This window comes from Rhizobium sp. CAU 1783 (genome assembly GCF_054551725.1).
Window position 1 is genome coordinate 118,015 of the sequence record NZ_JBTOLM010000004.1, and the last position, 20,718, is coordinate 138,732.

The window sequence follows — 20,718 nt, forward strand, 5'->3', positions numbered from 1 at the left end:
CGTTCATGCTCAGGCGGCGAGATCGCGCAGAACGGTCTGCAGGATACCGCCGTTGTTGACGTAGGTGACTTCGTCCAGCGTATCGATGCGGCAGACCAGCGGGATCTCCTTTACCGAACCGTCGGCATAGGTGATCTTGGCGATCTTCTTCTCGCGCGGCTTGATCTCGCCGTCGAGGCCTTCGATGGTGACGGTCTCGTCGCCCTTCAGGTTGAGCGAGGCCCAGGTGGTGCCTTCCTCGAAGCAGAAGGGGATGACGCCCATGCCGACCAGGTTCGAGCGGTGAATGCGCTCGAAGGACTGGGCGACCACGGCGCGAACGCCCAAGAGGTTAGTGCCCTTGGCGGCCCAGTCACGCGACGAACCGTTGCCGTATTCGACGCCCGCGAAGATGACCAGCGGCGTGCCTTCGGCCTTGTACTTCATGGCCGCGTCGTAGATCGACATCTCTTCCTTCGACGGATAATGGATGGTGTAGCCACCTTCCTTGCCGTTCGGGCCGAGCATGTGGTTGCGGATGCGGATGTTGGCAAACGTGCCACGCATCATGACTTCATGGTTGCCGCGACGCGTGCCGTACTGGTTGAAGTCGGCGACACCGACGCCGTTTTCCATGAGGTAGGCACCAGCCGGCGAGGCTGCCTTGATCGAACCGGCCGGAGAAATGTGGTCGGTGGTGATCTTGTCGCCGAACAGGCCGAGAACGCGGGCGTTGACGATGTTCGACACGCCGGAACCGGTCTTGCCCATGCCGACGAAGTAGGGCGGGTTCTGGACATAGGTCGACTTGTCATCCCAGGCATAGGTCTGGCCAGCCGGAACCTGGACGGCCTGCCAGTTCTCGTCGCCCTTGAACACGTCAGCGTACTTTGATTCGAAGAGTTCGCGGGTGACGTATTTGGCGATGAATTCCTGGATCTCGTGCGAGGTCGGCCAGATGTCCTTGAGATAGACCGGGTTGCCGTTCTGGTCTTCGCCGAGTGGCTCCTTGGTCAGGTCCTTCTGAACCGTGCCGGCGAGCGCGTAGGCGACGACGAGCGGCGGCGAGGCCAGGTAATTGGCCTGGACGTCCGGCGAGATACGGCCTTCGAAGTTGCGGTTGCCCGACAGAACGCCTGCGGTGATCAGGCCCTTGTCGTTGATCGTCTTCGAGATCGGTGCCGGCAGCGGGCCGGAGTTGCCGATGCAGGTCGTGCAGCCGTAGCCGACGAGGTTGAAGCCGAGCTTGTCGAGGTCGGCCTGCAGGCCGGACTTGGAGAGGTACTCGCCGACAACCTGGCTTCCCGGTGCGAGCGAGGTCTTGACCCATGGCTTGGACTTCAGGCCCTTGGCAACGGCGTTGCGGGCGAGAAGGCCGGCGGCGATCAGCACGCTCGGGTTCGAAGTGTTGGTGCAGGACGTGATGGCGGCGATGCAGACGTCGCCGTGGCCGAGATCGAAGGCTTCGCCTTCGACGGCATAACGCGCGTCGATCTGGCTCTGCTTCTTGTAGTCATTCTCAAGAGCGGTCGCGAAGTTCGGTGCGATGGTCTCGAGCGGAAGGCGGCCTTCCGGACGCTTCGGGCCGGCCATGGACGGGACGACGTCGCCGAGGTCGAGTTCCAGCGTGTCGGTGAAGACGAGCTGCGAGCCATCATTGTCACGCCACATGCCCTGGGCCTTGGAATAGGCTTCGACGAGGGCGATGCGGTCCTTGGAGCGGCCGGACATGTTGAGGTAGTTGACGGTTTCGGCGTCGACCGGGAAGAAGCCGCAGGTCGCACCGTATTCCGGACCCATGTTGCCGATGGTGGCACGGTCGGAAACCGGCATGTTGTCCATGCCCGGGCCGAAGAATTCGACGAACTTGGAAACGACGCCCTTCTTGCGCAGCATCTGCACGACGGTGAGCACGAGGTCGGTCGCGGTGACGCCTTCCTTGAGCTTGCCGGTCAGCTTGAAGCCGATGACTTCCGGCAGCAGCATGGAGACCGGCTGGCCGAGCATGGCGGCTTCAGCCTCGATGCCGCCGACGCCCCAGCCGAGAACGCCGAGGCCGTTGATCATCGTGGTGTGGCTGTCGGTGCCGACGCAGGTGTCCGGATAGGCGATCGTTTCGCCGTCTTCTTCCTTCGTCCAGACGGTCTGGCCGAGATATTCGAAGTTGACCTGGTGACAGATGCCGGTGCCTGGAGGAACGACGCGGAAGTTCTTGAACGCCTGCTGGCCCCACTTGAGGAAGCGGTAGCGCTCGCCGTTGCGCTGGTATTCCAGCTCGACGTTGCGGGCAAAGGCCTGCGGCGTGCCGAATTCGTCGACGATGACCGAGTGGTCGATGACGAGGTCGACGGGAACGAGCGGGTTGATCTTTTCCGGATCACCACCGAGGGCCTTGATGCCGTCGCGCATGGCTGCGAGGTCAACGACGGCGGGAACGCCGGTGAAGTCCTGCATCAGCACGCGGGCCGGACGATAGGCGATTTCGGCCTCGGCCGTGCCCTTGTCGACCAGCCAGGCGGCGATCGCCTCGATGTCCTTCTTGGTGACCGAACGGCCGTCTTCGTTGCGGAGCAGGTTCTCGAGCAGAACCTTCATCGAGTAGGGAAGCTTCGAAACGCCCGCCAGGCCGTTGGCCTCGGCCTTGGGAAGGCTGTAATAGACATAATCCTTGCCGTTGACGGAAAGCGTCGAACGACAATTGAAGCTGTCGATGGATTTGGACACGGATAAAAACCCCGCTTATTCTGATAGCCTACACATTCGTGCGGACGCCTATGCACTTCATGCACATCAGGATGCGGGTACGGCCATTTCCGCTGTCCGCACGTGAAAATTGCCCGTAAGCAACTCCAAGTTCGGCACAAGGATGAACTTCACGCCGACCGCTGGCGTGGTTGCAGGTCTTATAGATAATTTCTAAGAAAGGTGCCAGACCAACGAATGGCGAATTCGGACAATTTTTTGAAAGGGCGATGGACCCATCGCCGGAAGGTTCAAACCGATGCGGCTGATAGCCGAAGACCTCGCTGCCCGGCGTGGCGAAGACCTGATTTTCGTTAATGTTTCCTTTCAGTTGGCGCCTGGAGAGGCGATGGTGCTCACGGGGCGGAACGGCTCCGGGAAGTCGACCTTGCTGCGCGTGCTCGCCGGTCTCTTGAGGCCCGATAAAGGCCGCGTCGAAGCGGTGTTCCGTGACGGTCGGGAAAGCCGTCCGGCGCGCGAGGTGAGCCACTATCTCGGTCATCGAAACGCGATGAAACAGGAGCTCACCGTCATCGAGAACCTCGGCTTCTGGCAGTCCTTCCTCGGCGACGTCGAAGGCGGCCGGGGCCGCTCCATCGAAGAGGCCGCGGACATGGTCGGGCTCGGCGGGATAACGCATCTTCCCTTCGGCTATCTTTCCGCCGGACAGCAGCGGCGTTTCGCCATGGCCAAGCTGCTGGTCGCGCATCGCCCGGTCTGGATTCTCGACGAGCCCACCGCTGCACTCGACGCCAGCGCCGATGAGATGTTCGCCGGACTGGTGCATGAACACCTCGCCAAAGGCGGTATCGCGATCGCCGCGACCCATCAGCCGCTGGGGCTCAAGGACGCCAAGGCGCTGGTCATGAAGGGTTTCGAGTATCACGAGACGGAGGAAATGGCATGATCGCCCTATTCCTCCGTGACCTGAAGCTCTCCGTGCGTGCCGGGGGTGGGGCGCTGATCGGCGTGCTGTTCTTTATGACCGTGGTGGCGGTCATCCCCTTCGGCGTGGGGCCGGATCTCAATCTGCTGTCGCGAATCGGGCCGGCGATCGTCTGGATCGGTGCACTTCTCGCCGCTCTTCTCGGGCTCGACCGGCTGTTCCAGGCCGACCGCGACGATGGGTCGCTGGACCTCGTCCTGATGCAGGAGACCCCGCTGGTACTCACCGTGTTCGTCAAGTGCCTGGCCCATTGGGTCGCAACCAGCCTGCCGCTGGTGATCGCTTCGCCGCTGCTCGGCCTCTTCATGAACATGAACGAGGTGGCGATCGGCGCCGTGATGCTGACGCTTCTCGTCGGATCACCGGCGATCACGTTTATCGGAGCGGCGGGAGCGGCGGTTGCCGTCGCCTTGCCACGCGGCGGGCTTCTGGTATCCATCCTGGTGTTGCCGCTGGCGATACCGGTGCTGATCTTCGGGGTCAGCGCCTCCTATGCCGCCGTCGAGGATCCCGCGCCCTTCATGCCCCCGTTCCTGTTCCTGATCGCCATCACCCTGTTCTTCGCCGTCATCGGACCGCTTGCCGCGGCGCTGGCGCTGCGCAGCTCCTCGGATTGACCGGGATCAATTGCAGAGCAAGGGCTCTCAGGTTAGAAGCATTCCATGAACACCACGAGCCTTGTCATCTCGAAGTTTAGCGAACTCGCCAATCCGACGCGATTCCTGGCCCTGTCGGGCCGGATCCTGCCTTGGCTCGGCGGCGTGACCGCGCTTCTTCTCGTCCTCGGGCTCTACATGAGCTTTACCACCGAGGGCGACTACCAGCAGGGCGAGACCGTGCGCATCATGTATGTGCATGTGCCGGCAGCCTGGCTGTCGATGATGTGCTATTCGGTCATGGCGATCTCGGCGATCGGCACGCTGGTCTGGCGCCATCCGCTCGCCGATGTGAGCCACAAGGCCGCTGCACCGCTCGGGGCTGCCTTCACGCTGATCGCGCTCGTCACGGGCTCCCTCTGGGGCAAGCCGATGTGGGGCACCTGGTGGGTCTGGGACGCGCGGCTGACGTCCGTCTTCGTGCTGTTCCTGATGTATCTCGGCCTGATCGCGCTCAATCGTGCCATGGATGATGCGCCCAGGGCCGCCCGCCTGAGTGCGGTGCTGATCCTCGTCGGTTTCGTCAACATCCCGATCATCAAGTTCTCGGTCGAGTGGTGGAACACGCTGCACCAGCCCGCGAGCGTCATCCGGCTCGACGGCCCGACGATCGACCCGGAGTTCCTCTGGCCGCTGCTGGTCATGGCGATTGCCTTCACGCTTCTGTTCTTCACGCTGCACCTGATGGCGATGCGCAACGAGATCTGGCGGAGGCGGATCGCGACCCAGCGCCGCATGGCCGCCCGCATGGCCGGACGGGAGGGCTGACGATGAGCCACGCCTTCTACATCTATCTGTCCTACGGCATCAGCGGGGCGATCGTGTTCGCCCTGATCGGCTGGACCTGGCTCGACGGCCGGGCGCGCCAGGCCGAGCTCCGGGCCCTGGAGGCTGCCGGTATCCGCCGTCGGTCCAATGCTGCTGCAACCGAGACTTCGCCGCAATGAGTGACAATCAACAGAACACCGCACCGGGCAAGGGTGTCGGCCGTTATCTGCTTGCCGCGGTTCCGCTTCTCGTTTTTGCGGTGATTGCCGGAACGGCCGGCAAGATGCTCTATGATCAGGATTTCAACGGCAAGAACGTCTCCGAAATCCCCTCGGCGCTGATTGGCACAAAGGCTCCGACCCTCGATCTTCCCGCTCTCGACGGCTCCAATACCCCGCCGCTCACCAGCCCGGCCATCGCCGGCAAGCTGACGCTGGTCAACGTGTTTGCGTCTTGGTGCGTGCCCTGCCGCCAGGAGCACCCGATCCTGAAAGAGCTTTCCAAGGATACCCGGCTCAACGTTGTTGGCATCAACTACAAGGACAAGAACGACAACGCGCTGCGCTTCCTCGGCGAACTCGGCAATCCCTACCGTGCAATCGGCGTCGACCCGAATGGCCAGGCCGCGATCGATTGGGGCGTCTACGGCATTCCGGAAAGCTATCTGGTCGCCGCCGACGGGACTATCCTCTACAAGAAGGTCGGCCCCTTCGACCCGCAATCGCTGCAAACGGGCCTTTATCCCGCGATCGAGAAGGCGCTGGCCGGTTCATAATCGCTTGAGCCGTCAGAGCGCCGCCTGCCATTCCCGGACGATGTCGAGTGGCCAGACCAGCATCAGGACGTTGAGGGTCAGGTTGTCGCGGATCAGCCAGCCGGTGAACAGCTCGAAGAAGACCGCGATCACGATGGTCAACCAGACGGGCGCGCGGGCGGCGAAGAGGAAGCCGAGCGCCATGAAGACCGTGTCCATCGCCGAATTCAGCACGCTGTCGCCGGTATAGCCGATCGCCATGGTGGCGGTGCGGTAGCGGTCGATGATGATCGGCGAGTTTTCCAGGATCTCCCATGCGCCCTCAATGATGATGGCAAGCGACAACTTGGCGCCGACGGCGGCGCGGCGCATCACGAGCGTGGCGAGCCCGTAGAACAGGAAGCCGTGGATGATGTGCGAGGGCGTGTACCAGTCACCGATGTGCTGCGAATTGCCGGCTGTGTTGACGCCCGGCTCGAACAGCTTGACGTAACCGCATTCGCAGATCGGGATACGCCCCATAGCGAAGAGGATCACGATCTGCGCGGCAAGCAGTCCGGCGGCGAGACCGAGCCAAAGGCGCGCGGCGCGCGGATCGACCGTCGTTGCGATCGGGCCGCCGGTCATTGCGCTTTTTCCTCGGCGGTATCCTCGACCGAGTGACGCATGATCAGCGGCATCTGGGCGAGGGTGAACAGGATAGTGATCGGCATCGTGCCCCAGACCTTGAAGTTCACCCAGGCGGCGTCGGAGAAGTTGCGCCAGACAACCTCGTTGAGAACGGCGAGAAACAGGAAAAACACGCCCCAGCGAAGGGTCAGCTTGCGCCAGCCTTCCTCATCGAGGCGGAAGGCGGCGTTGAAAACGTAGCCGAGCAAGGATTTTCCGAAGACGAGCCCGCCGAGCAGGACGATGCCGAACAACGAGTTGACGATGGTGGGCTTCATCTTGATGAACGTTTCATCCTGGAGCCAGATCGACAGCGATCCGAAGACCATGACCACGACGCCCGAAACGAAAGGCATGATGGGCAGGTGGCGGAAGACGATCTTCGAAACGATCAGCGAGGCGACAGTCGCGACCATGAAGAGGGCGGTCGCGATGAAAAGCGGGCCGCCGACGGCGGACAGGGCCGGAAACGTCCTGGCCAACCACTCGCCGCGCAGGTTGCCGAAGAAGAAGACGAGCAGCGGCCCGATCTCCAGCGCCATCTTGAGCAGCGGATGATGGCGCTCCTCGGGGGTCGGCTTGGTGTCGCTCTCGAAATTGCTCATCGTTTCGTCTTTCAAATCCGTTTTGCTTTGCCGCGGCCGCCGTTCAATGTGGCAGTCCGGCGATGGCGCTGGCGAAATCTGCCGCCTCGAAGGGCTCGAGATCGTCAATTCCTTCGCCGACGCCGATGAAATAGACGGGAAGATTGTGCTTGGCGGCGATGGCGACGAGGATGCCGCCGCGCGCGGTGCCGTCGAGCTTGGTCATGATCAGCCCGTTGACGCCGGCGATATTGCGGAAGATCTCGACCTGATTCATCGCATTCTGCCCGGTCGTGGCGTCGAGCGTCTGGAGGACGGTGTGCGGGGCGTCGGGGTCGAGCTTGCCCAGAACGCGGACGATCTTTTCGAGCTCGGCCATCAGTTCGGTCTTGTTCTGCAGCCGGCCGGCCGTGTCGATGATCAGCACGTCGCTCTTTTCGGCCCGCGCCTTCTCGAAGGCGTCATAGGCAAGGCCCGCGGCATCGGCGCCGAGCCGGGTGCCGATGAAGGTCGAGCCGGTGCGGTCGGCCCATATCTTCAACTGCTCGATCGCCGCGGCGCGGAAGGTGTCGCCGGCGGCGAGCATGACCTTCAGGCCGGAGCCGGAGAGCTTGGCGGCCAGCTTGCCGATCGTCGTCGTCTTGCCGGTTCCGTTGACGCCGACGACCAGGATGACATGCGGCTTGTGGGAGAGGTCGAGCTCCAGCGGCCTTGCGACCGGTTTCAGCACCTTGGTGATCTCGGCGGCCATGATGCCGGCGACGTCCTCGCCGCTCACGTCCTTGCCGTAGCGCTCGGACGACAGCGCGCCGGTAATGCGCATCGCGGTTTCGACGCCGAGGTCGGCCTGGATCAGCAGGTCCTCGAGTTCGTCGAGGGTGTCTTCGTCGAGCTTGCGCTTGGTGAAGAGCGCCGCGATCTGGCCGGTGAGCTGGGACGAGGTCCGCAAGAGGCCCCGGCGGAGCCGCTGGAACCAGGTCAGGCGTTCCTGCGGCGCTTCCGGCTCCGGCTCCGGGGCTTTTGCCGCGGTGGCAAAACCCCTCGGTAGCGCGATGCCGGTCTCGTCGTCGGAGCGCAGGTCGCCATGGGAGAGATCGGCGGGCTGTTCGGGCTGCGGCCGGAGTTCTTCTTCGTCCAGAGCGGCGCCGTCTGCCACCGCAGAAGGCTCGAAGGTTTCGGACGCTGCCTCTACCAGATCTTCGCCGGCCTCGACTTCGTCGGTCGCCGGGCCGCCGGCTGTATCCACGACCTCAGGAGCAACCGGGTCCGCCGCCTCCGGCAAGGTTTCCAGCGTTTCGTCGAGGTCGAGCTGCTCGGCCTTTTCGACGAGTTCGGCGAAGTCTTCCTTCGGTGCGGTCGCGTCGGCCGCCGGCTTTTCCTTGCCGAAGGTGAAGACTTTCTTGATGAAGCCGAGCGCCATGGAAGCTGTCCGTTCTGTCAGGCGGCCGAGGCGGCCGCCGGTTGCATGTCGAGATGGCGGCCGTTGTGGCCGATGATCGTCACCGTCGCAAGGCTGCGAGGTTGAAGCCCCGGCGCTGCGACCAGCGTGAAGTTCTCCGTATGGGCCATCCCGGTCATTTCGACAAGGATGGTCTGGCGTGTCCCGACCATCGAGGCGAGATGCCGCGCCTGCAGGCGTTCCGCCGTAGCCCGGAGAGAGGCGGCCCGCTCCTTGACCAGGCGGCGGTCGACCTGCGGCATGCGAGCGGCCGGTGTGCCGGGGCGAGGGCTGTAAGGAAAGACGTGCAGCTGGGCGATGCCGATCTCTTCCGCAAGGCTGGCGGAGTTGGCGGCCATGTCTTCCGTTTCCGTCGGGAAACCGGCGATCATGTCGGCGCCGAAGCTCATGGTGGGACGCAGCCGGCGGACCTGTTCGGCAAAGGCGATCGCATCGGCGCGCGAATGCCGGCGCTTCATGCGCTTCAGGATCATGTCGTCGCCATGCTGCAGGGACAGATGCAGATGCGGCATGAAGCGGGGTTCATCGGCGATGAGATCGAAGAGATGCCGATCAGCCTCGATGCCGTCGATCGACGAGAGGCGTAGCCGGGCGATCTCCGGCACCTGCTTCAGGAGTGTTCGGGCCAGCAGACCGAGCGTCGGGCTGCCCGGCAGGTTCGCCCCGTAGCTGGTGGCGTCGACGCCGGTCAGCACCACCTCGCGATAACCGTTCGCCACCAGCTTGCGCGCCTGGTCGACGATCGCACCCATGGGGACGGAACGGGAATTGCCGCGGCCGAAGGGGATGATGCAGAAGGTGCAGCGATGATCGCAGCCGTTCTGGACCTGAATGAAGGCACGGACATGCCCGTCGATGTGGCCGACCAACTGGGGGGCTGTCTCGGTCACGCTCATGATGTCGTTGACGCGCAGCTTTTCCTCGGCCGCGACGCCGAAATCGGGCAATGCCCGATAGTGTTCGGCCTTCAGCTTCTCCTCGTTGCCGAGGACGGCGTCGACCTCCGGCATGGCGGCAAAGCCCGCCGCGTCGGTCTGTGCGGCACAGCCGGTGACGATGATGCGGGCATTGGGATTGTCACGACGGGCGCGGCGGATCGCCTGGCGGGCCTGGCGCACGGCCTCGCCGGTGACGGCGCAGGTGTTGACGAGAACGGCATTGTCGAGACCGGCTTTCGCCGCCTCGGCCTTCATCACTTCGGATTCGTAGGTGTTCAGCCGACATCCGAAGGTGATGACGTCGAGGCCGCTCACGTCGCCAAAGCTCCGGCTGCATCGGAGCCGGTCTCGGGGTCCCGTTGCCAGCTTCCTGTCTTGGGATCGAGATGGCCGGACCATTCCCATTCGGCCGGGCCGGTCATGACGACGCGATCATTGTGTTCGCGCCATTCGATGATGAGCGGCTGGCCGCTCGGGCTGGAGGCCACATCGATGGTAACCTTGCGGCCGGTGCGGCCGGTTCGGGCGGCCGAGACGCCGGCAGCGCAGGCGGCCGAACCGCAGGCCAGCGTGAGCCCGGCGCCGCGCTCCCAGGTCCGGGTGCGAAGGGTGTCCTTGCCCGTCACCTGGGCCAGCGTGATGTTGGCCTTTTCCGGGAAGATCGGGTGGTTTTCGAGGAGCGGGCCGAAGCGCTCGAGCTCGAAGCTCATCGGGTCGCGATCGACCCAGAAGATCGCGTGCGGATTGCCCATGGAGGCGACCGAGGGGGAGTGGAGGATCGGCGCGTCGATCGGGCCGATCTGAAGCTCGATCCGGCTGGTGTCATGGAATTCTTCCGACAGCGGGATGCGGTCCCATTCGAAGACGGGCTTGCCCATGTCGACGGAGATCATGCCGTCCTCGTGCTCGACGGCATTGAGGATGCCGGCCAGCGTGTGGAAGGTGAAGGTCTTGCGGCCGGTCTCGGCGGAGAGCGCCTGGACGACGCAGCGCGTGCCGTTGCCGCAGGCCTGGGCGAGCGTGCCGTCGCAATTGATGATGTCGATCCAGGCGTCGGTGCCCTCGATCTTCGGATCGTGGATCGCCATGATCTGGTCGAAGCTGGTCTGCGGATCGGCGGCCAGTGCAATCGCGGCCTCTGGCGTCACGGTGTCCTTACGGCCGCGCATGTCGACGACCAGGATCTTGTTGCCAAGTCCGTTCATCTTCGCGAATTCGACCATCGATGCCATCTGCTCATTCCCCAATGTCTTCGGGCCTATATGGCGGAAACCGCCGGAAATTACCAGTGTCGGGCGTAAAGGAGGCGGTTGCGATACGGGCGGCACCAAGGTGTCTTACTCGTGGCGTGTCAAAGCCCTGGCCGGGCTAACGCCCTCCGGTTTCGCTTTCATTTCCATTTGCCCAAGGCGAACTTGAGCGGACGGGGATATTTGCGCGGGCGTACTTACGGGGCGTTTGCGGACTCGGTGACCAGCGAACCCGGACGACGACCTTGAGCTTGGGCTCGCGTCGCATGGATTTTCTGCGCCATCGGGGCGTCAGGCGCCGAACATGCCCGCACGGCCGACAACCCCGAGCGCCAGTTCGCCCGGCCTGGGAAGCGAGGCGGTCGGGACGAATGGCGAAACGTCGCCGAAGGAAATCACACTGCGGGCACGTCGAAGATCTCACCGGCGCGCAAAGGGCGGAAGCGGGCGGGGGCGATGGCGTGGGTGGCGAGCGCGTCGGCCAGGTGCTCGACCGGAGTTTCGATCGCCTCGTCGGTCAGCTGGAAAGTGCCGAAGTGGTGGCCGACGGCGAAGGCCGCGTTGGCGAGCCGCATGCCAATCACGGCTTCTTCCGGATTCTGGTGCTGACCTTTCATGAACCAACGCGGCTCGTAGGCGCCGATGGGCAGGATGGCCAGACGGAAGGCACCGTGCTTTTCGGCCGCGGTGCGATAGTTGATGCCGTCGTGGAAGCCGGTATCGCCGATGTGATAGATCCGGCCCACAGGGGTCTCGAGCACAAAGGCGGCCCAGAGCGCCATGCGGCGATCGCCGATGCCGCGCGCCGACCAGTGGTGGCAGGGCTCGGCGTGAAGGGTGACGCCGTCGGCGATCCCGAGGCTGTCGCCCCAGTCCATCGTGTCGATCCGTGCCCCGGCAAGGCGCGGGCGCATGATGGCGTCGTTGCCAAGCGGCGTGACGATGCGGGGGCGGTGGACTTTCTGAAGGCGGGCGAGTGTCGCGAGGTCGAGATGGTCGTAGTGATTGTGGGTCACGAGCACGAGATCGATCGGCGGCAGGGCGTCGAAGGCGATGCCCGGCTCGACCACGCGTTTCGGTCCGGCGAAGGAAAAAGGGCTAGCGCGCGGCGACCAGACCGGATCGGTCAGGATGTTGAGGCCAGCGACCTGGATCAGCAGGGAGGCATGGCCGATCATCGTGACGCGGAGGTCATCACCGCCGACCCGTTCCTTTGGCGGGGCTTGCTCGCGCCTCAGGGGCACGCGCTTCGGCCACCGGGCGCGCTGGCCGTTGGTCTTCCATTTCCAAAGATCGCTGAGATTGCCGGGCTCCACGCCTTCCGGATTGAAGAAGCGGGTGCCGTCGAAATGATCGGTCACGGGGCCTTGAAAATAGGGATTTGCGGATTTGCTCGCCATGGTCCACCGTGACGGTTGTCGGGAGCCCAACATCTGGGGTGTGCAAGGCAGCTTGCAATGGGCCACGCGGGCGAGGAGGGCGATTTTCCCTGCAAGTCTTGACTTTCCGGCGCTTTTCCTGTTTATCGCGCTCAATCTGCGACGAGACATGCACTCCGAGCCGCCGACCGGGACCCGAAAAGGTATAAAGAGATCCCGGAGGTCAACACCCGACAGCGCGATGCGCCCTCGGGTGGTTTTTGGCTTTGCGTCTTGTTTTCAGCGCGGAAAAGACCAACGTTTCGGGAACCCGTGACGCAACCCGAAACGACAAGGAAAAGCCGATGTTCGAGAACCTCCAGGACCGCCTTGGTTCCATTCTGAATGGACTGACCGGCCGTGGCGCATTGTCGGAAGCCGATGTTTCCGCCGCGCTGCGCGAGGTGCGCCGCGCGCTTCTCGAAGCCGACGTGGCGCTCGAGGTCGTGCGATCCTTCACGGACCGGGTGCGCGACAAGGCCGTCGGCGCGGCCGTCCTGAAGTCGATCAAGCCCGGCCAGATGGTCGTCAAGATCGTCCATGACGAGCTGGTCGAGATGCTCGGCAACGAAGGCGTCGGCGTCGATCTCGCCGCTGCCGCCCCCGTCGTCATCATGATGGTCGGCCTGCAGGGCTCGGGCAAGACGACCACGTCCGCCAAGATCGCCAAGCGGCTGACCGACCGCGAGAAGAAGAAAGTCCTTCTCGCCTCGCTCGACACGCGCCGTCCGGCAGCGCAGGAACAACTGCGTCAGCTCGGGGAGCAGACCGGCATCGACGTCCTGCCGATCATCGCCGGCCAGTCGCCGACCGATATCGCCAGCCGCGCCGTGCAGGCCGCAAAGCTTGGCGGCCATGACGTCGTCATCCTCGACACCGCGGGCCGTACGCATATCGACGAGCCCTTGATGGTCGAGATGGCCGACATCAAGAAGAATTCGCGGCCGCATGAAATCCTGCTGGTCGCCGATGCGCTGACCGGTCAGGACGCCGTCAACCTGGCGCGAAACTTCGACGAACGCGTCGGCATTACCGGCCTAGTGCTCACCCGCATGGACGGCGACGGCCGTGGCGGTGCGGCGCTGTCGATGCGCGCCGTCACCGGTAAGCCGATCAAGCTGATCGGCGTCGGCGAGAAGATGACGGAGCTCGAGGAGTTCCATCCGCGCCGCATCGCCGACCGCATCCTCGGCATGGGCGACATCGTCTCGCTGGTCGAGAAGGCGGCTGAGAACATCGACGCCGAAAAGGCGGCCGCCATGGCCGCCAAGATGGCCAAGGGCAAGTTCGACCTCAACGACCTCGCCGACCAGCTGAGCCAGATGCAGAAGATGGGCGGCATGGGTGGCATCATGGGGCTGATGCCTGGCATGGCCGGCATGAAGGACAAGATGGCCGCCGCCGGCCTGGACGACAAGCTGTTCAAGCGGCAGATGGCGATCATCTCCTCGATGACCAAGGCCGAACGCGCCAATCCCGACCTGCTCAAGCATTCCCGCAAGAAGCGCATCGCTGCCGGTTCCGGCACGGATGCCGCCGAAATCAACAAGCTTCTCAAGATGCATCGCCAGATGGCCGACATGATGAAGATGATGGGCGGCAAGGGCAAAGGCGGCATGATGAAGCAGATGATGGGCGGCCTTGCCTCGAAAATGGGCCTTGGCGGACTCGGCGGCATGGGCGGCATGCCCGATCTGTCCAGCATGGATCCGAAGCAGCTCGAGGCGCTTGCCAAGCAGGCCGAGGCGGTTGGCCTCAAGCCGCCGCCGGGTCTTGGCGGCATGGGCGGCCTGCCGGGTCTCGGTGGAGGCCTGCCGGGCCTCGGCGGCGCGAAACTTCCCGGACTGGGCGGCCTGCCGGGCCTGCCGAAGAAGAAGTGAGGAAGCCAGACCGATGACCGAACAGACCGTCAAGGAACAGCTTTCCGGCTATCGCCAGTCGATCGACAACATCGACGCGGCGCTGGTCCACATGCTGGCCGAACGCTTCCGCTGCACCAAGGCGGTCGGCGTGCTTAAAGCCAAATACGATCTGCCGCCGGCCGACCCGGCGCGCGAGGAATACCAGATCGCCCGACTGCGCCGGCTGGCCCAGGACGCCAATCTGGATCCGGATTTCGCCGAGAAGTTCCTGAACTTCATCATCACGGAAGTCATCCGGCACCATGAAGCCATTGCCGCCGATCTAGGCGGCGTCACCGAAAAGGTCGTCTGAGACGGCCTCGTCAGAACGGGGCCGTCGCAAGGCGGTCGCAAAAGCATGCCCGGGACCACCGCAAGGCAGTCCCGACAAGAACCCCGGACCGCCGGAAGGCGGCCCTATCAAGAACCAAGGAGTAAACCCATGTCCCTCAAGATTCGTCTCGCCCGTGGTGGTTCCAAGAAGCGCCCCTACTACCAGATCGTCGTTGCCGACGCCCGCTCGCCGCGTGACGGCCGCTTCCTCGAGAAGGTCGGTTCGTGGAACCCGATGCTCGGCAAGGATAACGAAAAGCGCGTCGAGCTGAACGTCGACCGCATCAAGGATTGGCTCGCCAAGGGCGCACAGCCGACCGACCGCGTCCTGCGCTTCCTCGCTGAAGCCGGCATCGCAACGCGCGACGCCCGCAACAACCCGGAAAAGGCAAAGCCGGGCAAGAAGGCGATCGAGCGCGTCAAGGAAAAGGAAATGAAGGCTGCCGAAGCCGCTGCTGCTGCCGCCGAAGCCGCTGCAGAATAAGTTACGGCGCTTTCTGTAATTTCCGACGGGCGGCAGGCTTCCTGCCGCCCGTTTTCCGTTTCCCATTCTTCCCGCTTCGCCGTAAAAGGAGCGAGGATCCCATTTTTTCCGACCGGAACAGACCGAAACGATGACGAAGCTCGAAAACCCCGTATTGATGGCCGTAATCGGCGCGGCGCAGGGTCTGCGCGGCGAGGTGCGGGTGAAGACCTTCACTGCCGATCCGATGGCGCTCGGTGAGTATGGCAACCTGCGCAGCGCGGACGGACGGGTCTTCGAGATCCTCGACCTGCGGGAAGCCAAGAATGTCGTCGTCGTGCGGTTCCGGGGCGTCAACGACCGCAATGCGGCGGAAGCCCTGAACGGCCTTGAACTCTTCATCGAGCGCGACGCGTTGCCGGACGAGGAACTCGACGAGGACGAGTTCTACTATGCCGATCTCGAAGGTCTGGAAGTCCATGACGGCGAGGGCAACCACTACGGCGCCGTCACCGGCGTCTACGATTTCGGTGCCGGCGATCTGCTCGAACTCAAGGGGCCGGGCAAGCGACCCGTACTGATCCCGTTCTCCGAGGCCGCAGTCCTCGAAATCGACCTCGAGGGTGGAAAGATCCTGATCGATCCGATCGCGGCGGGCCTCAAGGACGAGGATGACGCGAAGCCTTATGGCGCAGGCCCCAAGGGCAAGCCGCCGCGGGACGATTCGTGAGCGATCGCCGTATGCCCTTCAAGGCGAGTGTGCTGACGCTTTATCCGGACATGTTTCCCGGCCATCTCGGCCAGGCACTGGCGGGCCGCGCACTGGAGCGCGGTGACTGGTCGATCGAAGCCGTGCAGATCCGAGATTTCGCCCTCGACAAGCACCGGAGCGTCGACGACACCCCGTCGGGCGGCGGGGCCGGCATGGTGCTGAAGCCGGATGTGCTGGCGCGTGCGATCGATTCGATTGCCGACGACGGCCGTCCGCGGCTGCTGATGAGCCCGCGCGGACGGCCGCTCACCCAGGAACGGGTCAGGGCGATTGCCGAGGGCGAAGGCGTGGTCATCGTCTGCGGACGCTTCGAAGGCGTCGACCAGCGCGTCATCGATGCACGCGGGCTCGAGGAGGTATCCATCGGCGACTATATTCTCTCCGGCGGCGAACCGGCGGCGCTGACCCTGCTCGATGCGGTGGTGCGGATCCTGCCGGGCGTGATGGGCAACCAGCTGTCCGGCGTGCATGAAAGCTTCGAGGGCGGGTTGCTCGAGCACCCGCACTATACCCGGCCGCAGACCTTCGAAGGACGCGAGATCCCCGAGGTACTGACGTCGGGCAATCACGCCGCCATCGAGGCCTGGCGTCGCGAGCAGGCCCTGAAGCTGACGGCCGAACGCCGGCCGGATCTGCTGAAGTAACGTCTGCGTCGAGCCTGCGGTTACCCAGCCCTGCCCTCCGCTTGGGCTCAGGGCGTTCGTCATTCGAGACGATTCGCTGGATCGTTTCGTCGGCTTCGCCGACCATTCCTCACCCTGTGACGAAGTAATAGATCGCAAGGCCGAGGCCTGCCGCCACGACAATCCATCGCAGAACGGCCTGCGGCACCTTCCGTGCGAGGGCGACGCCGGCATAGCCGCCGATCGCGACGGCCGGGACCATGACGGCGGCATGGGTCCAGGAGACTGCGCCGGCGCTGGTGAAGACCAAGATCGCCACCGCGGCGATGACGATCGACAGGAAGTTCTTGAGCGCGTTCAGCCGATGATAGTCGCCACCGCTGGCGAGCCCGAGCGAGGCAAGCATCATGATGCCCATGCCGGCGCCGAAAAAGCCGCCATAAAAGGATGTGAGCCCCTGCAGGGCAAGTCCGAGCGGCGTTGCCGGGTGGCTCTCGCCGGCCAGTTTCGGGCGGAGTCTGGGCCCGGCCGCAAAAACGATCGTCGCGGCGATCAGCAGCCAAGGCACCATGGCGCGAAAGGCCGGATTGGAGAGCGAGATCAGGAACAGCGCACCGCCGAGCGCGCCGACCGCGGAGACGAGAGCGAGGATCAGGGCGCTCTTCCTCAAAGAGGCGAATTCGCTTCGATAGGCGAGCGTTGAAGTGATATAGCCGGGAAACTGGGTGATCGAGGACGTGGCATTGGCCGCGATCGGCGGCAGGCCGGCGAGCGTCATCGCGCCGAAGGTCAGAAAGGTGCCGCCCCCGGCGATCGCATTGACGACGCCGGAGAGAAAGCCGGCGGCAAACAGCAGGACAAGGGTGGCGATCGACATATGCGGCTTTCCTCCGTGGTCGCGCACGGTTATTCGCTCAGGCTCCGGACCGCAATGGTGCGGCGGCGAGAAAAATGCGCCGAAGGGGTGACAAGTCGGGATGTTTGGTGTATTGGCCCGCTTCGGAAATGGGCTTAGCCCGTCTGCCACAAACAAAGAGCATGCGTAACCGCTCCCGTCCGCAAGGACAACATCCGGAGGCAAGGACCGAAGGATCGACGAGCGCTCTGGCTGTTTCAGAAGAACCGAGGTTAGACATGAACATCATTCAGCAGCTGGAAGCCGAACAGGCCGCCAAGATCGAAGCCAAGCGCAAGCTTCCGGAATTCTCTGCCGGCGACACGCTCCGCGTCAACGTCACCGTCAAGGAAGGCAACCGTACCCGCGTGCAGGCCTATGAAGGCGTTTGCATCGGCCGTTCGGGCGCCGGCATCAACGAGAGCTTCACCGTTCGCAAGATCTCCTACGGCGAAGGCGTCGAGCGCGTATTCCCGGTCTACTCGCCGATGGTCGAAAGCGTCGAAGTCGTTCGTCGCGGTAAGGTTCGTCGCGCCAAGCTCTACTACCTGCGCGATCGTCGCGGCAAGTCGGCTCGTATCGTCGAGAACACCGGTTCGCGCGCCCGCAAGCTGAACGACGCCGAGCGCGCTGCCGTTGCCGAGGAAAAGGCACGCATCGAAGCTGAAAAGATTGCAGCAGCACAGGCTCTCGCCGCCGAAAAGGCAGCAGCAGAAGCCGCTGAAGCAAAGGCTGCCGCCGAAGCCGCAGCTGCAGCCGAAGGCTCCGCAGAATAAGACTTTCCTACTTCGGGAATTGGAAAAGGCGGTCTTCGGGCCGCCTTTTTTGTTGCCTTGGTGCGGCAGCGCGCCTCGCTTGCATCTTTCGGCGTCCATTGCTAACCCTGTGGGTGGACCGGGGACAATCGATGCGAAACAGGATGGGCACGTGGCAGCTCGTGACGCGCGCGCTTTGCGTGATCGCGCTCGTTGCCGTCGGCTTTGCCCATCGGGCTCCAACGGCCGCGACTTTCACACTGTCACAGGCCGAGATCGCTGCGCTCACGCTGCCCGACGGTAGCCTTCCCGAACTCTGCCTTCCCGATCACGGGGACGATGGCACGCAGAAAGGTCATGTCGCGGCAAGCGACTGCGAAGCCTGCCTGATCTCCGCCTCCGTCCTGCTACCCGCGCCCGCCGACCTCACCGGCGCTCCGATTGTCGTCGTTGCCGGGACGCTGCTGCCCCCGCGTTTCGAGGCTTTCCATCGGCTTGTCTTCCCCCCCAATGCCGCGCCCCGTGCGCCTCCCCATCCGGCCCTCGTCTGAGCCCGGTTCCGCGAGTGTCGCAACGCTCGTGTCCGGAATCCTTCATCGAGGCCGGTAGGACGCATCGAGCATGCGCATCCGGCCTGAACGCCGGATATCGTCATGCTGTATTTCACCGCAGACAAGGCGGACACGCGTCCGCTGCAAGCCCATGCGCTTGTTGAAAGGCGAGCGCCACGCCACGACGCCATCGCCCTCAGGCTGCCCCCGCGCAGCACCCTCTTTCTCGAAGGCCATGATCACGCCCCGCAATATCGCGTGATCGAGGGTTGTGTTGCTCTCTCCCAATCGCTGCCCGATGGCCGGCGACAGATCATCGACATGATTGGTCCCGGCCGGATGCTGGGCATCGGCGGCGACAACCACAGCCGATGCTCGGCGGAAACGCTGAGCTACGTCTCGCTCGAAACGATCGACAGCATCGCGCATGCCGATCTGGAACGCGACCTGAAGGAAATGCTCCTGCGCGCCCAGGCGCACGCGATCCTCCTCGGACGCAAGACGGCAAACGAAAGGGTCGCCTCCGCCATCCTGGACCTCGCCGATCAGTTCTTGCGCCCATCCCGGGGCCAAAAGCGCAATGCCATCTGTTTCAACCTCTACCCGACCCGCGGGGATCTGGCGGACTGGCTCGGCCTGACCATCGAGACGGTCAGCCGCTGCTTCACCCGCATCAAGAAGGCGGGCCTGATCCACTTCACCCATCCCGAAATCGTCACCCTGCTGCAGCCGGAAACGCTGGCCGCGATCGCATCCGGCAGCCGGGCCCTTGACGCTTGCAACACCCTTTGAGGAGCAAATTCATGACCCTTGCAACGGACAGCCCGGCGACGCCGGCAACCGCCGCGTTTTCCCGACGCTTCTATTTCGCCGCCTGGCGCTGGCATTTCTACGCGGGGCTCTATGTGGCTCCCTTTCTCGCAATGCTGGCGGTCACGGGACTGATCATGCTGTGGTCGGCGGTTCTGGTCGGGCGCGACGGGGAAAAGGCCTTCACGGTCACCCCCGCGGCGAGCCAGGTCCTCGTTTCAAAACAGGTCGATGCGGCTGTCGCCGCCGTGCCGGGCGGCAGCCTTGTGCAATATATCGCACCACGGACGCCCGAGGGGGCGGCCGTTTTCCGCGTCAACGCCGGCGAGGCGTCGAGCATGGTGGCGGTCGATCCGTATACGGGTCAGGTTCTCGGCAGCTGGGAGCGCCGCAATGCGCTCTATGATCTGGCCGACACCATTCATGGCACGCTGCTCATTGGTGATATCGGCGACCGGTTGATCGAGATCGCCGCCGGCTTCGGCGTGGTGCTGATCGTGACTGGGCTCTATCTGTGGTGGCCGCGCGACGGCAAGGGCTTTTCCAGCGTCCTCGTTCCCCAGTTCTCTGCCCGGGGACGCATGCTGTGGAAGTCCCTGCATCTGACGGTCGGCTTCTATGCTTCGCTGATCCTTCTCGTCTTCCTTCTGTCCGGGCTCACCTGGGCCGGGATCTGGGGCGAGAAGTTCACCCAGGCCTGGAGCACCTTTCCCGCCGAGAAGTGGGACAATGTCCCGATTTCGGACGCGACCCATGCGGCGATGAACCATGGCGGCATCAAGGAGGTGCCGTGGACTCTCGAGCAGACGCCGATGCCGATATCGGGTTCCAATGCCGGCGCAAGCGGCCTGCCGGACGGCCAGCCTGTCGACATCGACACCGTCATTGCCTTTGCTCGATCGCTCGGCTTCGACCAGCGATTCCAGCTCGCCGTTCCCGCCGACGACAAGGGGGTCTGGACGATCTCCCGCGATACGATGAGCAATGACAGCCGCAATCCGGTCTCCGATCGCACCGTCCACATCGACCGCTACACAGGCAAGGTTCTCGCCGATGTCGGTTTTGCCGAATATGGCCCGGCCGGCAAGGCCATGGCGGTCGGCATTGCGTTTCACGAAGGAGACATGGGGGCGTGGAATGTCGCGCTCGTCACCCTCTTCTGCCTCTCGGTGATCTTCCTGTCGGTGAGCGGCATCGTGATGTGGTGGAAGCGCCGGCCGCAGGGCGCTGGCCGCCTCGTGGCACCGGTGCGCGAGCCGGGTCCGCTGTGGAAGACCGGCGCGGTCATCATGTTGGCCTTGTCCCTGCTCTTCCCGCTGACCGGCGCGGTGCTCGTCTCGGTGCTCGCCATCGATCTCCTCGTGCTCCGCCATGTCACCCCGCTGAAGCGGATGTTGAGCTGAATTCGCGGAGTTGAACACTCTTTGCGTATTTACCGGAACGAAGGGGGGC

At 64.0% G+C, this 20,718-nt stretch carries 22 protein-coding genes; 14 read left to right on the plus strand and 8 right to left on the minus strand.

Translation table 11 applies throughout. The annotated features are described in order from the left end of the window. Nucleotides 1-9: 9 nt before the first annotated feature. Entirely contained in the window at nt 10-2,703 is a 2,694-nt protein-coding gene (acnA, locus tag ACX93L_RS16965; RefSeq protein WP_459405916.1) for an aconitate hydratase AcnA, read from the minus strand. A 277-nt stretch (nt 2,704-2,980) separates the two neighbouring features. Here acnA and ccmA point away from each other — a divergent pair, with 277 nt between their 5' ends. The 5 genes from ccmA to ACX93L_RS16990 are packed head-to-tail and all read left to right on the plus strand — an operon-like array spanning nt 2,981 to nt 5,866. Then, nucleotides 2,981-3,628 (plus strand): heme ABC exporter ATP-binding protein CcmA, encoded by a 648-nt coding sequence (gene ccmA / locus ACX93L_RS16970; protein WP_459405917.1) that lies wholly within the window; start codon nt 2,981-2,983, stop codon nt 3,626-3,628. Next, entirely contained in the window at nt 3,625-4,284 is a 660-nt protein-coding gene (ccmB, locus tag ACX93L_RS16975) for a heme exporter protein CcmB (protein ID WP_169593235.1), read from the plus strand. Before ccmA ends, ccmB begins: the two co-directional genes overlap by 4 nt. A gap of 45 nt (nt 4,285-4,329) precedes the next feature. Continuing rightward, entirely contained in the window at nt 4,330-5,091 is a 762-nt protein-coding gene (locus ACX93L_RS16980) for a heme ABC transporter permease (protein ID WP_459405918.1), read from the plus strand. A gap of 2 nt (nt 5,092-5,093) precedes the next feature. Then, a complete protein-coding gene (gene ccmD, locus ACX93L_RS16985) occupies nt 5,094-5,270 on the plus strand; it encodes a heme exporter protein CcmD (protein WP_459405919.1) in 177 nt (58 codons plus the stop codon). Next, nucleotides 5,267-5,866 carry a DsbE family thiol:disulfide interchange protein gene (locus ACX93L_RS16990; protein ID WP_459405920.1) on the plus strand — a complete coding sequence of 200 codons (600 nt, stop codon included), beginning with the start codon at nt 5,267-5,269 and terminating at the stop codon, nt 5,864-5,866. Before ccmD ends, ACX93L_RS16990 begins: the two co-directional genes overlap by 4 nt. A gap of 12 nt (nt 5,867-5,878) precedes the next feature. Here the strand turns inward: ACX93L_RS16990 and ACX93L_RS16995 are convergent, their stop codons facing one another. The 6 genes from ACX93L_RS16995 to ACX93L_RS17020 all read right to left on the minus strand — a co-directional run bounded on the left by ACX93L_RS16995 (nt 5,879) and on the right by ACX93L_RS17020 (nt 12,145). Then, nucleotides 5,879-6,472 (minus strand): DUF2585 domain-containing protein, encoded by a 594-nt coding sequence (locus ACX93L_RS16995; protein ID WP_459405921.1) that lies wholly within the window; start codon nt 6,470-6,472, stop codon nt 5,879-5,881. Further along, nucleotides 6,469-7,119, minus strand: coding sequence for a septation protein A (locus ACX93L_RS17000; RefSeq protein WP_459405922.1), 651 nt, complete (start codon nt 7,117-7,119; stop codon nt 6,469-6,471). Before ACX93L_RS17000 ends, ACX93L_RS16995 begins: the two co-directional genes overlap by 4 nt. 43 nt (nt 7,120-7,162) lie before the next feature. Continuing rightward, the gene (ftsY, locus tag ACX93L_RS17005; protein ID WP_459405923.1) at nt 7,163-8,518 is read right to left on the minus strand and encodes a signal recognition particle-docking protein FtsY; all 1,356 of its coding nucleotides are present in this window, start codon (nt 8,516-8,518) and stop codon (nt 7,163-7,165) included. 17 nt (nt 8,519-8,535) lie between these two features. Continuing rightward, nucleotides 8,536-9,810, minus strand: a complete 1,275-nt coding sequence (gene mtaB / locus ACX93L_RS17010; protein WP_459405924.1) for a tRNA (N(6)-L-threonylcarbamoyladenosine(37)-C(2))-methylthiotransferase MtaB — start codon at nt 9,808-9,810, stop codon at nt 8,536-8,538. After that, nucleotides 9,807-10,727, minus strand: a complete 921-nt coding sequence (gene dapF, locus ACX93L_RS17015; RefSeq protein ID WP_459405925.1) for a diaminopimelate epimerase — start codon at nt 10,725-10,727, stop codon at nt 9,807-9,809. Before dapF ends, mtaB begins: the two co-directional genes overlap by 4 nt. 413 nt (nt 10,728-11,140) lie before the next feature. Continuing rightward, nucleotides 11,141-12,145 (minus strand): MBL fold metallo-hydrolase, encoded by a 1,005-nt coding sequence (locus ACX93L_RS17020; RefSeq protein WP_459405926.1) that lies wholly within the window; start codon nt 12,143-12,145, stop codon nt 11,141-11,143. Nucleotides 12,146-12,468: 323 nt separating this feature from the next. On the opposite strand from ACX93L_RS17020, the gene ffh reads away from it, so the two are divergent. The 5 genes from ffh (at nt 12,469) to trmD (ending at nt 16,276) form a co-directional block, all read left to right on the plus strand. Further along, entirely contained in the window at nt 12,469-14,043 is a 1,575-nt protein-coding gene (ffh, locus tag ACX93L_RS17025) for a signal recognition particle protein (protein ID WP_459405927.1), read from the plus strand. Nucleotides 14,044-14,056: 13 nt separating this feature from the next. Next, nucleotides 14,057-14,377, plus strand: a complete 321-nt coding sequence (locus ACX93L_RS17030; RefSeq protein WP_459405928.1) for a chorismate mutase — start codon at nt 14,057-14,059, stop codon at nt 14,375-14,377. A 129-nt stretch (nt 14,378-14,506) separates the two neighbouring features. After that, complete coding sequence (gene rpsP / locus ACX93L_RS17035) at nt 14,507-14,881, plus strand: 30S ribosomal protein S16 (RefSeq protein WP_459405929.1); 375 nt, start codon at nt 14,507-14,509, stop codon at nt 14,879-14,881. Between the two features lie 130 nt (nt 14,882-15,011). Beyond that, on the plus strand, nt 15,012-15,590 hold the full coding sequence (rimM, locus tag ACX93L_RS17040; RefSeq protein ID WP_169593263.1) for a ribosome maturation factor RimM: 579 nt from the start codon (nt 15,012-15,014) through the stop codon (nt 15,588-15,590). 11 nt (nt 15,591-15,601) lie between these two features. Next, nucleotides 15,602-16,276, plus strand: a complete 675-nt coding sequence (gene trmD / locus ACX93L_RS17045) for a tRNA (guanosine(37)-N1)-methyltransferase TrmD (protein WP_459406244.1) — start codon at nt 15,602-15,604, stop codon at nt 16,274-16,276. Nucleotides 16,277-16,385: 109 nt separating this feature from the next. Here the strand turns inward: trmD and ACX93L_RS17050 are convergent, their stop codons facing one another. Next, entirely contained in the window at nt 16,386-17,132 is a 747-nt protein-coding gene (locus tag ACX93L_RS17050) for a sulfite exporter TauE/SafE family protein (RefSeq protein ID WP_459405930.1), read from the minus strand. A gap of 257 nt (nt 17,133-17,389) precedes the next feature. On the opposite strand from ACX93L_RS17050, the gene rplS reads away from it, so the two are divergent. The 4 genes from rplS (at nt 17,390) to ACX93L_RS17070 (ending at nt 20,669) form a co-directional block, all read left to right on the plus strand. Next, nucleotides 17,390-17,926: a 50S ribosomal protein L19 gene (gene rplS / locus ACX93L_RS17055; RefSeq protein WP_169593267.1), complete on the plus strand. Its 537-nt coding sequence runs from the start codon at nt 17,390-17,392 to the stop codon at nt 17,924-17,926. A 131-nt stretch (nt 17,927-18,057) separates the two neighbouring features. Then, nucleotides 18,058-18,456, plus strand: a complete 399-nt coding sequence (locus tag ACX93L_RS17060) for a DUF2946 family protein (RefSeq protein ID WP_459405931.1) — start codon at nt 18,058-18,060, stop codon at nt 18,454-18,456. Nucleotides 18,457-18,558: 102 nt separating this feature from the next. Then, nucleotides 18,559-19,248, plus strand: a complete 690-nt coding sequence (locus ACX93L_RS17065) for a Crp/Fnr family transcriptional regulator (RefSeq protein WP_459405932.1) — start codon at nt 18,559-18,561, stop codon at nt 19,246-19,248. Between the two features lie 11 nt (nt 19,249-19,259). Next, nucleotides 19,260-20,669 (plus strand): PepSY-associated TM helix domain-containing protein, encoded by a 1,410-nt coding sequence (locus ACX93L_RS17070; RefSeq protein WP_459405933.1) that lies wholly within the window; start codon nt 19,260-19,262, stop codon nt 20,667-20,669. Nucleotides 20,670-20,718 lie beyond the last annotated feature (49 nt).